Origin of the sequence: Kineococcus siccus, assembly GCF_009906795.1 — a bacterium.
Lineage (GTDB): Bacteria > Actinomycetota > Actinomycetes > Actinomycetales > Kineococcaceae > Kineococcus > Kineococcus siccus.
Genome location: NZ_JAAALN010000119.1, coordinates 1 through 13,380, shown reverse-complemented (window position 1 = coordinate 13,380; position 13,380 = coordinate 1). Strand labels below are relative to the sequence as shown.

The window sequence follows — 13,380 nt, the reverse complement described above, 5'->3', positions numbered from 1 at the left end:
CTCCCCCGCCCGCCCGGACCAGGTGCCGCGGTCCAGGACGACCGTGCCGCGCGACATCACCGTGCGGACCCCGCCCGACAGCTCGAACCCCTCGAACGCCGAGTAGTCGATGTTCATGTGGTGGGTGGCGGCGCTGATCGTGGTCCGCGCGGCGGGGTCGTACAGGACGATGTCGGCGTCGGAACCCGGCGCGACCACGCCCTTGCGCGGGTACATCCCGAACATGCGCGCCGGTGTCGTGGAGCACGTCTCGACCCAGCGCTGCAGCGAGAGGTGGCCGTCGGCGACGCCCTGGTGGACGAGGTCCATGCGGTGCTCGACCCCGCCCATGCCGTTGGGGATCCTCGAGAAGTCCCCGCGCCCCAGCTGCTTCTGGTCCTTGAAGCAGAACGGGCAGTGGTCGGTGGACACGACCGCGAGGTCGTCGGTGCGCAGGCCGCGCCACAGGTCCGCGGCGTGGGTCTCGTGCCGGCTCCGCAGCGGCGTCGAGCAGGCGTACTTGGCGCCCTCGAACCCGTCCTCGCCGCGCGCGCCGAGGTGGTCCTCGAGCGTCAGGTACAGGTACTGCGGGCAGGTCTCGGCGAAGACGTTGCGGCCCGTGCTGCGGGCCTCGGCGATGCGCGCCAGCGCCTGGGAGGCCGAGACGTGCACGACGTACAGGGGCGTGTCGCCCGCGACCTCGGCCAGCGCGATGGCGCGGTTGGTCGCCTCGGCCTCCATCGCGGCCGGCCGGGTGAGGCCGTGGAACACCGGGTCGGTGTCTCCGCGGGCCAGCGCCTGCTGCACGAGGACGTCGATCGCGGTGCCGTTCTCGGCGTGCATCATGATCGTCGCGCCGTTGGACGACGCGCGCTGCATGGCCCGCAGGATCTGCCCGTCGTCGGAGTAGAAGACGCCGGGGTAGGCCATGAACAGCTTGAAGCTCGTGATGCCCTCGTGCGCGACGAGCGAGTCCATGGCCTTGAGGGCGTCCTCGTCGACCCCGCCCAGGATCATGTGGAACCCGTAGTCGACGGAGCAGTGCCCCTCGGCCTTGGCGTGCCAGGCGGCCAGGGCCTCCTCGACGACCTCGCCCGTGCGCTGCACGACGAAGTCCACGATGGTCGTCGTCCCGCCCCAGGCCGCGGCGCGCGTGCCGGTCTCGAAGGTGTCCGAGGCCTCGGTGCCGCCGAAGGGCATCTGCATGTGCGTGTGCACGTCCACCCCGCCGGGCAGGACGTAGGTGCCCGTCGCGTCGATCCGGGTGTCGACGGTGAACCCGTCGCCCCCGCCGGGCGCGAGCAGCGCGGTGACCCGCTCGCCCTCGACCAGGACGTCGGTGGGCGTCGCCCCGGTCGTCGAGACCAGGGTGCCGCCCGCGATGAGGGTCCGCGCCGGTGCGGTCACGGCCGCACCAGGTCCACGTAGGAGTCGGGACGACGGTCGCGGTAGAACTGCCAGTCGGTGCGGGCCTTGCGGATGAGGCTCAGGTCGAGGTCGCGGATCAGCACCTCGGGGGCGGAGGTGCTCCCCTTGGCGCCGACGAAGTTGCCCTGCGGGTCGACGACGTAGCTCGAGCCGTAGAACTCGACCGCGTCGTCGCCGAACTCGCCCGTCTCGCGGCCCACGCGGTTGGGGACGGCCACGAAGTAGCCGTTCGCGGCGGCCGCGGTCGGCTGCTCGAGCTCCCACAGGCGGTTGGACAGGCCGGGCTTCGAGGCGTTCGGGTTGAAGACGATCTCGGCGCCCGCGAGCCCCAGGGCGCGCCAGCCCTCCGGGAAGTGCCGGTCGTAGCAGATGTAGACGCCGACGCGGCCGACCGCGGTCTCGAACACGGGGTAGCCGAGGTTCCCAGGACGGAAGTAGAACTTCTCCCAGAACTTCTCGACGTGCGGGATGTGGTGCTTGCGGTACTTCCCCAGGTAGCGGCCGTCGGCGTCCACGACCGCGGCCGTGTTGTAGAGCACCCCGGGCTGCTCCTCCTCGTACAGCGGCAGGACCATGACGATGCCGAGTTCCGCGGCCAGCGCCTGGAATCGCACGACGGTCGGGCCGGGGACGGACTCGGCGTAGTCGTAGTACCGGGCGTCCTGCGTGATGCCGAAGTACGGGCCGTGGAACAGTTCCTGGAAGCACACGACCTGCGCGCCCTGCGCGGCAGCCTGCCGGGCGTACTCCTCGTGGGCCGCGACCATGCTCTCCTTGTCACCGGTCCAGGTGGTCTGGACGAGTGCTGCGCGCACCGTGGTCATGGGGGCTCCTCGTGCTGCGGGACGGCCGGGCGGCGGCGGTGCCGCCGGGACCGTCAGGATTGCCCGGCCGGACGGTCGCGGCAAGGCTCTCCGCCCCCGGTTTCCGGCGACTACGGTGTGCACGTGCACAACGGCCGAAACGTGGCGGAAACCGCGGCGCTGCGATCGGTCCTGCTCGAGCTGCTGAGCGAGGTCGACGCGCTGTCGGCGACGTTCGTCGCGCAGCTCCTGCAGGTCGTGCCGTACTCCGACGGTGCGGTGGACCGGGCGCGGTTGCTCGCCGACGGGGTCGGGACCTACGACCGCGTGCTGCGCCGGCTGGCGGACCTGCCCGTGCCCGAGCGGCTGGTGGAGCTGTCGCGCGAGGTCGGCCGCAGCCGGGCCGCCCTCGACGTCCCGCTCGGTGCGCTGACCACCGGAACGCGGCTGCACTTCCGCGTGCTGTGGGAGGTGCTCGCGGAGCGGCTGAGCCCCGCGGACCTGGCTGCGGCCGTGACGCTGCCCGTGCAGCTGTGGCAGGCGGTCGAGGAGCACTCCCTCGACGTGCAGGTGGGTTTCCACGAGGCAGCGACCGCCCTGGCGTTCGAGCGCGGCCGGGACCGCCGCCGCGTCGTCGAGGCGTTCCTCGGCTCCGACGGCGAGGACGAGGGCGTGGTGGCCCGCGCCGCGAGCGTCCTGGGCCTGGGCCGGCACGCCGACGTCCTGGTCGCGGTGGTCCCGGCCGCCGCCCAGGCCGCGCTGACGGCCGCCCTGCGCGCCGCCCCGGGGTCCGGGCTGCAGGTGCACCCGTGGCAGGGCGCCGCGGTGGTGCTGGGCGTGCGCCGCCGCGACGGCCGGGCGCGCGACGAGGCGGCCGACCCGCTGCCGGCGGTCCTGCGCTCGGTGCCCTGCGGTCTCGGCCCGCTCGCCCACGGGCTGGCGCGGGTGCCCCGCGCGGTGCGGGTCGCCGAGCAGGTCGCCGCGGCGCTCCCCGCGGGGACGACCGGCCCGCGCAGCCTCGTGGACGTCGCCGTCGGGGTCGCGGCGCACCAGCTCGGGCCGCTGCGCGAGGACGTCGTCCGCGACGTCCTCGGTGACCTCGTCGCGGTCCCCGCCCCCGAGCGGGCGCGGTTGCTCGAGGCGCTGGAGGTGTTCGCGGCGACGGGGTCCGTCGCGGCGACCGCCGAGCGGCTGTTCTGCCACCGCAACACGGTCCTGAACCGGTTGCGCCGGACCGCGGAGCTGACGGGTCACGAGCCGACCGTCCCCGCCGAGGCCGCGGTCCTGCTGCTCGCAGTGTCGGCCTGGCGTCAGCTGGGGGACGCCGACGGCTGAGGCGGTGCCCGCTCCCGCCCCGGCTGGCGCGCCACCGGTGGATGCCGTGACGGAGAGCGAGGCGGTCGGTACTTGCCCGGCGGGAAAGTCCCGAGGTACTTTCCTCACAGGCAAGCGCTACCGACCGGGAGGACGACACCGTGGACGCGAACGAAGCCCGAGACGCACTGACCCTCGTCGCCCGGCGGCGGCAGCAGACCGTCACCGCCGGCAGCGCCGCCTGGTCCGCGCGCGCGACCTGGAGCACCTGCGCGAGCGTCCTGGCGCTGGGGGTGCTCACGGACGTCGGGATGATCTGGCTCTGGGTGCTCCTGATGGTCATGGGCGTGGGGGTGGCCTGGAACAACGGGGTGCGCCTGCGGTCCACTGCCGCCTCGCGCCGCTGGCGGGTGGCGCTGGTCGGCTCCTTCGTCGTCGCCTACCTCGCCTACGTCGCCGGTCAGTTCCCGGCGCGCGCGCTGGACTGGCCGCTGCCGAACACCGTCGGTGCCGCCGCGGCGTGCCTCGTCATCGTCACCCTGGTCCGCGCCGTGCACGCCCGCCTGGCCGGGAGCCTGCGCCCGTGACCGGCGGGCGCGAGGTGACCGACCTCCCCGCAGTGGGTGCGGCTCCGGAAGGTCCTGTGCGTCCGAGCACTCCTGCGCCGTCGATCGACGAGTTCCTGCACACCCCCGCGCGCCTCGGCATCTGCTCGCTGCTGGCTCCCGCCGAGTGGGTGACGTTCTCCTTCCTGCGGGAGAGCATCGGGACGAGCGACTCCGCGCTGTCGAAGCAGCTGACCGCGCTGGAGCAGGCGGGGTACGTGGAGAGCCGCAAGGACCGTGCGCTGCGCCGGCAGACGTCGCTGCGCCTGACGGCGGCCGGTCGCGTCGCCTTCGAGGCCTACCTGCGCAGCCTCGAAGACCTCCTGGCCCGCGCCCGCGGCATCACCTGACCGCCTGCGCCGCAGAGCGCCGGAACGACGCCGGGGTTCGCGTCTCGCCATGCCCCATGCCTCATGCGTCAAGCCCCATGCCTCAGGCCCCATGCCTCAGGCCCCATGCCGCGAACCGCCTCACCGCCGACGGCGTCGCAGTCCTCGCCGACACCTGCCGCGAGGTGGTCGAGCCCGCTGCAGCGGAAGGCCCGGTGGAGTTCGCCCGTCCGCACCCCGGCGGCTCCCCGCGCCGTGCACGCGCGCCCCTGCCGCCGGGGGCCCGCAGCCCTACCGTGGCGGGGTGAGCCAGAGCGACCCGGACGCCACCCCGTGGGAACCCCCGCTCGCCGGGTCCGAGGCGGCGCACCTGCTGGGTGCGCTGGACCGGCTGCGAGCGACCTTCCGGTGGAAGGCCGACGGCCTGGATGCCGACGAGCTCCAGGCGCGATCGGGTCCGTCGGCCCTGACGCTGGGTGGGCTGCTGAATCACCTGGCTCTCGTGGAGGACCACGCCTCGACGGTGACGCTGACCGGTGGACCGTTCGCGCCCCCGGGCGCGGACGACCTCGGGGCGGACGAGTTCGCGACGGCAGCCCTCGACTCCCCGCAGTCCCTGTACGCGCTCCACGACGGGGCGGTCGAGCGCTCGCGCACCCGGTTCGCGGCGTTCCTCCGCGAGCACGACCTCGGCGCGCCCGTCGCGGTGGCGACGCCGGCGGGGGAGCACGCGAGCGCGCGGCGGCTCGTGTTGGACCTCGTCGAGGAGTACGGCCGCCACACGGGTCACGCGGACCTGTTGCGGGAGGCGGTCGACGGGCGTGTGGGCGAGGACCCGCCGCCCGGGTGGCGGCCAGGGGCCGGCTGAGACGTGGCCACGACCTCGCGCCCGAGAGGCCAGAAGTAGCGGAGTCGTTGCAGCACAAGAAGTGACGTTGGCACTCGAACGTCTGTTCGAGTAGACTGCGGACATGACGTGGACCGACGTGCACCCCCTCGAGCAGCCGTTCGCGGCGCTGGAGGGGGCGTTGCGGGAGGTCCGGGGGAGCAGGGCGTCGACGTTCTCGGTGGCCTCGGCGCAGGAAGCCGTGACCTCGTTCCTGCGGTTGCGGCACCAGGCCGATGCGACCTACCTGCACCTGGTCCGGGTCCTGGGCGAGGCCGGTTCCTCCGGGTCGTCCACGGCGCGGTTCCTGGCGTGTGCGCCGAACCACCTGCCGCCTGGCCAGGCCCGTCGGGACGTGGAGGCCGCGACGGTCACCGATCCGTCGGTGACGTGGGACGGGGTGATCGGTGGGGTCGACGGCGACCGGGGCGCGTCGCAGCACCTCGGTGACGCCCTCGCCGCGGGGGACGCCTCCCGGGCTCACGTGGACGTGGCGGTGAAGGCGTTGTCGCGGATCCCGACCCCGATCCGACGGGGCACGAGCACCCTTGTCGATGCCGTCACGGGTGAGCTCGTCGAGCACCGCAACGCCGAACTGCTGGATGCCCACGTGACCCGCCTCGCCGCGGCGTACTGCCCGGCCGTCGCGGGTCGACTGGCCCGGGAACTGATCCTGACCATCGATCCCGACCACGAGGACCGCACCTTCCGCGATCCCGACGCCTTCGCCCGACGAGGCTTGGTGTTCGGTCCCCTCGTCGACGGCATGTCCCGGATCACGGTGGACCTGGACGAGACCACCACGGTCATCGTGAAGCAGGCCCTCAACGCCGCGTCCGCCCCCACACCGGTGTCGGTGGGCGAGGACGGTGACCTGATCCGCGACCAGCGCTCACTGCGCCAACGCGACGCTGACGCCTTCGTCACCCTGATCCAGCGCGGCGCCGCCGCCAGCGACCCCGCGGTCGCGGAGACCGCCCGGATCTGCGTGGTCGCTACCGTGGCCGACGTGCAGGCCGCGGTGGAGCACCGCGATGCCCAGACCACCGCTGTCGTCGAAGGCCACGGTCCCGTCTCCACCGCGACGCTGGGCCACCTCGTCTGCGGGGCAACCTTTCAGCGGGTCCTGACCACGCCGGCCGGTGCGGTCCTCGACCTCGGACGCAGCACTCGCCTCGCGACCCGCAGCCAGCGCACCGCCCTCGCGGTCCGCGACGGCGGGTGCGCCGCTCCCGGGTGCACCACCGCCCCGTGGGCGTGCGAAGCGCACCACTTCCCCGCCTGGGAGCACGGCGGCACCACCGACCTGGACCGGATGGTGCTGCTCTGCCCGGCCCACCACCGGGCCTGGCACGCCCACCACCTCGAGGTCCGGCTGCGCCCGGACCGCACCGTCGAAGCCCGCTGGATCCACCACGACCCGCGGTGGCCCGGTAACTCCACACCGCACCCCTGGGTGCGCAACACCTACCCGACGACCGCGCCGCGACCCGCGAGCTCGGACGGCGCCTGCGCCCGCCCGACACCGATCCACCCGAACTCCGGGCCGGCTGAAGCCCCGACCGGAACGCTCGGCGTGGTGGCCGACGTGGGAAACGGGTGGGGGATCGGGCACCGCGGGAGCTAGCGTCCTGGGCGTGCGCGACGCCGATCACCCCGACGCAGGTCGCGGTGGGGGAGACCTTCCGGGTCCTGCCCCGCGCGCCGAGGACGTGCGCATTGCCCTGCAGGCGCACTGGGAGCTGGGACCGGTCGCGGTGTCGTCCCTCTCGGGCGGGATGAACTCGGCCACCTGGGCCGTGGCCGGCGAGGAGGACCCCCGCCGGCGGTGGGTGGCCAAGCTCGTCCGGGCCGACCAGCGCCCGGAGTTCCTGCGCGGGCTCGACGCCGCCCGTCGCGTCCAGGCGGTCGGCATCCCCACCGGAGTCCCGGAACCCACCCGCGGCGGGGCCTGGAGCCAGGACGTCGCGGGCGGCGTGCTCGCGCTGCTGCGCTGGGTCGACGGCGAACCCCTCGACGGTCCGGGTACCCACGAGCAGACGCTGATGGGCACCACGCTCGGCCGGGCGCACCACGCGCTGCGCGACACGACGGCCGTCACGGCCGGCACGTCGGACCCGGCGAGGTCCTTCCCGGCCTGGGTCGACGTCGACGCCGACCACCTGGCCGTGGAGGAGTGGGTCCGCCCGGCCGTGCGCGCCGCCCTGGCGCGGTACGCGGGGCTCGTCGAGGGCGCGGGGACCGGGCTCACGTGCGGGGTCCTGCACGGCGATCCGGCGCAGGACGCGTTCCTGTGGTCCCCCGTGCTGCGGCGGTGCGGCCTGATCGACTGGTCGAGCGCGCTGCGCGGGCCGCTGCTGTACGACCTGGCCAGCGCCACCATGTACGTCGGCGCTCCGGACGCCGGGGACGCCCTGGTGCAGGCGTACGCGCGCACGGGCCCCCTGTCCGCGGCGGAGATCACCCTCGGCCTCGACGTCCTGCTGCGGGTGCGCTGGGCCGTGCAGGCCGACTACTTCGCCCGCCGGCTGGCCACCGACGACCGCACGGGCATCAGCGACCCGGCCGACAACCTGAAGGGGTTGCGCGACGCCCGAGACTCCCTCGGGCGCCACGGGTGACGGCGGCACCGGCGGGTCAGGGCTGGCGGCGCTCCACGTGCCAGCGCGAGGGCTCGTCCAGGGGTGCGGGGGTCCCCGCGGCGTCGGTGAGGAACACCAGGCGGTCGTGCAGGCGCGACGAGCGGCCCTGCCAGAACTCCACCTCCCACGCCCGGACGAGGTACCCGCCCCAGTGCGGCGGCACCGGCACGTCACCGGCCGACCCGGTGTCGGGCCACCGCAGTCGGAGCTCCGCCTCGCGCTCGTGCAGCGCAGCGGCGGAGGCGACGGGTTCCGACTGCTCGCTCACCCACGCCCCGATCCGCGAACCGTAGGGCCGCGAGGCGAAGTAGGCCTCGGTCTCGCTGCGGTCCACGGCCGCGGCGGCTCCCCGGACCGCGACCTGGCGCTGCAGGCCGACCCAGCCGAACAGCAGGGCGACCCGGGGGTCGTGCGCGATGCCACGCGCCTTGCGCGAGCGCTGGTTCGTGTAGAAGACGAAACCCCGGCCGTCGACCGCCTTCAGCAGCACGGTCCGCGCCGACACCCCGTCGGGGGTGGAGGTCGCCACCGTCATGGCGTTGGGTTCGGTCAGCGCGGCCGCGACGGCCTGGGAGTACCACCGCTCGAACTGCGCGAGGGGCGTGGCTGCGAGGTCGGCCTCCGCGAAGGGGGCGTCGTCGTAGTCGACACGGCGCTGCGCTGGGTCCTCCACGCCGACAGCGTAGGCGGGTCCCGGCGCGCGGCCGCGGCCCCCTCGCCGGCGGCCTAGCCTGGCGGGCGTGGACATCACCTACCACTGGCGCGGACCGGTCACGAACGCGGCGCTGAACGCGTTGCACGCCGAGGGTTTCGACCACCCGGTCCGGGCCGAGGACGTCGTGGCGCGCCTGCAGCGGCACAGCCTCGGCTGGGTGTGCGCGACGGGCGAGGAAGCAGAACTGCTGGGTTTCGTCAACGTCGCGTGGGACGGCGGGACGCACGCCTTCCTGCTCGACACCCTCGTGGCCGCCGCCCACCGGCGGCGCGGGATCGGGCGGGACCTGGTGCGCACGGCCGCGGACCACGCGCGCGACGCGGGCTGCGCCTGGCTGCACGTGGACTTCGAGGCCCCGCTGCGCGACTTCTACGTCCGCTCGTGCGGGTTCAGCCCGACGTCGGCCGGCCTCGTCGCGCTGTGGGGCGGCGTCGCCGCAGCCCGTTGACCAGCCCGCAGTGCTGTGGCACGGTGCCGGAAAGCGCATTCCCCGACGCGACGGAGCGAGCCGATGGATCCCGGGCGCCTCAGCCTGAACCAGATCACCGTGAACTCCTGGAGCCTGGAGGAGGCCGTCGAAGGCTGCGTGCGCCACGGGATCGGCGGCATCGCGCTGTGGCGCGACAAGATCGCCGCCGCGGGCCTGGACCGCGCGGCGCGGCTGGTGCAGGACGCCGGGCTGCGGGTCACGAGCGTGTGCCGCGGCGGGATGTTCACCGATCCGGCCACGCCGGCCGCGGCGGTCCTCGCGGACAACCGGCAGGCGGTGGAGGAGGCCGCCGCGCTGGGCGCCGACGTCCTCGTCCTGGTCTGCGGGGCGCTGCACGACACGGACCTCCCCGGCGCCCGGCGACGCGTCCGGGACGGGATCGAGGCGCTGCTCCCGCACGCCGCGGCCGCCGGCGTGCGCCTGGGCGTCGAACCCCTGCACCCCATGATGATCGGCGTCCGGTCGGTCGTGGTCTCCCTGGCCCAGGCGCTGGACCTCGCGGAGGAGTTCGACGACGAGCACCTCGGCGTCGTCGTCGACGCCTACCACGTCTGGTGGGACCCCGCGCTGGCCGAGCAGCTGACCCGGGCCCACGGTCGCGTCCTGGGGTACCACGTGTCCGACTGGAAGGCCTCGACCTCCGACCTGCTGCTGGACCGCGCGGTCATGGGCGACGGCCTCATCGACCTGCCGTGGCTGTCGGCGCGCGTCGCGGAGACGGGATTCTCGGGCGGCGTCGAGGTCGAGGTCCTCAGCTCCGCGCTCTGGGCGCAGGACCCCGACGAGGTCCTGCGGACGGTGCGGCGGCGGTTCGAGGACTGCGTGTGAGCACCGGGTTCGTCCTGCGCGACGAGGGCCGCGACGGGGCCCCCGTCGCCCTCGTGCTCCCGGGCCGCGGGTACGACGTCGACCAGCCGCTGCTCGCCCGGGCCCGCGCCGTGCTGCTCGCGCGCGGCTGGCGGGTGCGCTCGCTGGCGTGGGAGGGACCGCCCCCCACCTCGACGCGCGAGGTGCGGGACGTGGGCGAGCGGCTGTGCGAGTCCGCGCCGCGGTTGCTCGTCGCGAAGTCGCTGACGTCGCGCCTGCTGCCGCTGGCCGTCGAGCGCGGCCTGCCGGGGTGCTGGCTCACGCCCCTGCTGCACGAGGAGGAGGTGCGGGCCGCCGTCTCAGCCGTCGCGGGCCGGGCCGCGGGCGCCCCGGCCCTGCTCGTGGGCGGCGCGGCCGACGAGAGCTGGGACTCCTCCGTCGCCCGCGCGTCGGGCCACCGGGTCGTCGAGGTGCCGGGCGCGGACCACTCCCTGGAGGTGCCGGGACGTCCCGAGGCCACGGCGGCGGCGCTCGCCCTCGTCGGTCAGGAGCTGGCCGCGTTCAGCGACCGCGTCGTCGCGGGGTCCGGCTCACCGCCGTAGAAGCGCTGCAGGAGCTGCTCGAACGGTGCGGCGTCCGCGGTGCCCGCGGCGGCGCGGGCGAACAGCGTGGCGCTCGAGCGCAGCTTGACCGCGTCCACGGGACCGAGCACCGCGGCCGCGTCGGTCGTCCCGGTCGCGAGCAGGGCCGCCGCGCACTCCCGCAGCCGCGCGCCCAGGACGGGGTGCGCGAGGTACTCCCTCGCCTCGGCCGCGTCGCGGAGGGCGTAGCGCACCGCCGTCTCGCTGCGGCCCAGACCCGCGAGCTGAGGGAACACGAACCACATCCAGTGCGTGTCCTTGCGGGCGGCCCGCAGCTCGGCGAGCGCCCGGTCGTACGTCCCGCCGGCGTCCTGCGCGACGACGAACCGCTCGAGCCCGCTGTCGCTCACGCCCGCGGCCACGCCCGGGACGCAGGACGCGCCCGGGACCGTCGACGGTCCCGGGCGCGCCCGGCGAGGTGAGGACCTCTCACTCGCCGATCTTCGTGTCGGCCGCGTCCTCGGCCTTGTCGATCTGCTCGGCGTGACCGCCGCCCGTCTTCTGGTCGACGGCGTCGCCCGCCTTGTCGATGCCCGCGTCGCTGGCCTTCTCCGTGATGTCGTCCAAGCCCGGCACGTCTACCTCCTGGGTCGCAGCGTCCGTGGGACCTCGCGGCCCCACCGGCGCCAGTGTCGAGCCGTCCGGTGCCGCGCGCGACCGGGAGCGCCCGGCCCCGTCGTCCGCACCGCCCGGGACCGCCCGTCCCGCGGGCCCGTCCCGCGTGCCGCCGTTCGGGGCACGCGGCCTCAAGCGGTGCGCCTCCGCCTCCGACCCACCTCTCGAGGGCGGGAGCGCCGCGAGGGTCCCGCCTGCCGTCACCCGCGCCGGCCGCGGGACACGAGCCAGAGGATGGACGACCTTGATGCACGTCCCCACCCGCCGGGTCAGCGTCGCGCTGGTGCTGACCCTGACCGGTCTGCTCGCGGTGAGCGCACCGGCCGAGGCCCTGACGCCCCCGCCCCCCGCGAGCGTCGCCGCGCCCCTGAGCGGGGCGGGCGCTGCGGCGCACGACGTCCCGGCCGACCCGGAGGACAACGGGGACGCGCCCGACGACCCCGTGGGGTCGCCCCAGACGACCGTGCGGCCCGGCTCCACCGCGCGGGTGCGCGGCACCATCGTCAACGTCGAGCTGGGCGAGGAGATCGGCGTCCTGGTCCAGACCGGCACCGAGCTGGTCCGGGTCGAGGGCGACGGCGTCGAGGAGCTCGCGCCGGACACCCGCGTCGACCTGCGGGTCAGCGCCGACGCCTCGCGGCCGGACGTGGTCCGCGTCGTCGACACCGTCGCGGTCGCCGCGGCCACGCCCGGCACCACGACGACAGGCACCACGACGACGGGCACCACGACGACGGGCACCCCGACGACGGGCACGACGACCACGACCACGGCGAGCCCGACCACCGCGGCCCCGCACCGGGTCAAGGTCGCCCTCGTCGCGCCGCGCGGCACCGTGCCCGCCGACGTGACCGCGGCGGACGTCCCGGGCCTGGTGCGCGGCGCCTCGGACTACTGGTCCCGCCAGACCGGTGGGCAGGTGTCCTTCACCCTCGACACGGTGCGCGACTGGACGCAGTCCTCCTACGGCTGCAGCGACTTCCGGGAGATCTGGTCCGACGCGCAGGCCGCGACCGGCTACCGTGGCGAGCCGGGGGAGCACCTGCTCGTGGTGGTGCCGCGGGCGGCGTACGAGAGCGGGGGCTGCTCCTACGGCAAGGCCACGATCGGGTCCGGCGCGGCGTCGGGGGGCATGCTGCTGGTCGCCGACACGCTGCCCGCGCTCGTCAGCCACGAGCTCGGCCACAACCTCGGCCTGGACCACGCCAACGCCGTCTACGGCCCCGTGGCGGACTCCTCGGCGGCCACGGGCGCTGGCTGGGCGCCGGGGACGACCTTCGTCGAGTACGGCGACGTCCAGGACGTCATGGGCTGGTCCGGCGCCACGGTCGGCACCTCGTCCCTCAACGCCGTGCACCGCGACCAGATCGGTCTCTTCGCCGACGAGGTGCAGCTGGTCACGGCCAGCGGTGACGTCGCCCTGCGGCCGACGGGCGGTCCCGCGGGGGGCACCAAGGTCGCCAAGGTCGTCGACGGCGCCGCCACCTACTACCTCGAGTACCGGACCCCGACGGGCGCCGACGCGACCACCTTCGGCGACTGGCGCGCGCCGACGCCGGGCGTGCGGGTCCTGCGCAGCGACCTCGCCCGCCCGGCGGCCCGGCGCAGCGTCGTGCTCGACCCGACCCCCAGCGGGCGCAGCGACTTCGACCAGGTCGTCGGGGTGGGCGAGACCTTCCACACGGTCGACGGGCGGCTGCACGTCACCGTCGAGGCCACCGCGGACGGCGTGGCCACGGTCGGCGTCCGCTTCGGCGCCCCGGTCGCCGAGCCGGTCGCCCTGCCCGGCGCGCCGGTCGTCACGGACGTGCGCAGCCCGGCCCCCGGCGCGGCCGGCGTGACGTGGACGGCGGCCGCCGGTGGCGGCGGCACGATCAGCGGCTACGTCGTGACGCCCTACCTGGGCGCGGTGGCGCAGTCCGCCAGGGCCCAGACCCTGCCCGCGGCGGCGCGCACGGCCACGTTCTCGGGGCTCGCGGCCGGCGGCTGGTCGTTCGGGGTCGTGGCGCGCAACGAGCAGGGCAGCGGGGCCGAGGCGCGGTCGGCCGTGCTGGCCGTCGCCGACCCGGCGCCGGTCGTCACCCCGGAGCCGACCCCCGCACCGGTCGTGACGCCCGTCCCCGTCG

General features: G+C 75.2%; 15 protein-coding genes. 10 read left to right on the top strand and 5 right to left on the bottom strand.

Features of this window, described 5'->3' with window-relative positions:
* The coding region (hydA, locus tag GTR02_RS13690) for a dihydropyrimidinase (RefSeq protein WP_166608052.1) at window positions 1-1,386 on the bottom strand (1,386 nt) is incomplete at its 3' end.
* Entirely contained in the window at window positions 1,383-2,231 is an 849-nt protein-coding gene (locus GTR02_RS13685; protein WP_166608051.1) for a nitrilase-related carbon-nitrogen hydrolase, read from the bottom strand. The genes GTR02_RS13685 and hydA, both read right to left, overlap by 4 nt.
* Window positions 2,232-2,354: 123 nt before the next feature.
* On the opposite strand from GTR02_RS13685, the gene GTR02_RS24530 reads away from it, so the two are divergent.
* From GTR02_RS24530 to GTR02_RS13655, 6 genes are all read left to right on the top strand, one after another.
* Window positions 2,355-3,545: a helix-turn-helix domain-containing protein gene (locus GTR02_RS24530; RefSeq protein ID WP_166608050.1), complete on the top strand. Its 1,191-nt coding sequence runs from the start codon at window positions 2,355-2,357 to the stop codon at window positions 3,543-3,545.
* A gap of 140 nt (window positions 3,546-3,685) precedes the next feature.
* Entirely contained in the window at window positions 3,686-4,111 is a 426-nt protein-coding gene (locus GTR02_RS13675) for a hypothetical protein (RefSeq protein ID WP_166608049.1), read from the top strand.
* A gap of 56 nt (window positions 4,112-4,167) precedes the next feature.
* Window positions 4,168-4,479 (top strand): transcriptional regulator, encoded by a 312-nt coding sequence (locus GTR02_RS13670; protein ID WP_338073803.1) that lies wholly within the window; start codon window positions 4,168-4,170, stop codon window positions 4,477-4,479.
* Between the two features lie 283 nt (window positions 4,480-4,762).
* Window positions 4,763-5,326 carry a mycothiol transferase gene (locus GTR02_RS13665; protein WP_338073802.1) on the top strand — a complete coding sequence of 188 codons (564 nt, stop codon included), beginning with the start codon at window positions 4,763-4,765 and terminating at the stop codon, window positions 5,324-5,326.
* A gap of 103 nt (window positions 5,327-5,429) precedes the next feature.
* Entirely contained in the window at window positions 5,430-6,971 is a 1,542-nt protein-coding gene (locus GTR02_RS13660) for an HNH endonuclease signature motif containing protein (protein ID WP_166608047.1), read from the top strand.
* A 10-nt stretch (window positions 6,972-6,981) separates the two neighbouring features.
* Window positions 6,982-7,965, top strand: a complete 984-nt coding sequence (locus GTR02_RS13655) for a phosphotransferase (RefSeq protein ID WP_166608046.1) — start codon at window positions 6,982-6,984, stop codon at window positions 7,963-7,965.
* A gap of 16 nt (window positions 7,966-7,981) precedes the next feature.
* Here the strand turns inward: GTR02_RS13655 and pdxH are convergent, their stop codons facing one another.
* Entirely contained in the window at window positions 7,982-8,659 is a 678-nt protein-coding gene (pdxH, locus tag GTR02_RS13650) for a pyridoxamine 5'-phosphate oxidase (RefSeq protein WP_338073801.1), read from the bottom strand.
* A 67-nt stretch (window positions 8,660-8,726) separates the two neighbouring features.
* Between pdxH and GTR02_RS13645 the strand changes: the two genes are divergently transcribed.
* The 3 genes from GTR02_RS13645 to GTR02_RS13635 all read left to right on the top strand — a co-directional run bounded on the left by GTR02_RS13645 (window position 8,727) and on the right by GTR02_RS13635 (window position 10,600).
* Entirely contained in the window at window positions 8,727-9,149 is a 423-nt protein-coding gene (locus GTR02_RS13645; RefSeq protein WP_166608044.1) for a GNAT family N-acetyltransferase, read from the top strand.
* Window positions 9,150-9,212: 63 nt separating this feature from the next.
* Window positions 9,213-10,019, top strand: a complete 807-nt coding sequence (locus tag GTR02_RS13640; protein WP_166608043.1) for a sugar phosphate isomerase/epimerase family protein — start codon at window positions 9,213-9,215, stop codon at window positions 10,017-10,019.
* A complete protein-coding gene (locus GTR02_RS13635; protein WP_166608042.1) occupies window positions 10,016-10,600 on the top strand; it encodes an alpha/beta hydrolase in 585 nt (194 codons plus the stop codon). The genes GTR02_RS13640 and GTR02_RS13635 overlap by 4 nt, the downstream gene beginning before the upstream one ends.
* On the opposite strand, the gene GTR02_RS13630 is transcribed toward GTR02_RS13635, so the two are convergent.
* Together GTR02_RS13630 and GTR02_RS13625 are read right to left on the bottom strand one after the other, a co-directional pair.
* A complete protein-coding gene (locus tag GTR02_RS13630) occupies window positions 10,543-10,989 on the bottom strand; it encodes a DUF1810 family protein (protein WP_166608041.1) in 447 nt (148 codons plus the stop codon). The genes GTR02_RS13635 and GTR02_RS13630 overlap by 58 nt on opposite strands.
* Window positions 10,990-11,068: 79 nt before the next feature.
* Window positions 11,069-11,215, bottom strand: coding sequence for an Rv0909 family putative TA system antitoxin (locus GTR02_RS13625; RefSeq protein WP_166608040.1), 147 nt, complete (start codon window positions 11,213-11,215; stop codon window positions 11,069-11,071).
* A gap of 286 nt (window positions 11,216-11,501) precedes the next feature.
* On the opposite strand from GTR02_RS13625, the gene GTR02_RS13620 reads away from it, so the two are divergent.
* A partial coding sequence (locus GTR02_RS13620; RefSeq protein ID WP_166608039.1) for a zinc-dependent metalloprotease family protein occupies window positions 11,502-13,380 on the top strand: 1,879 nt, incomplete at its 3' end.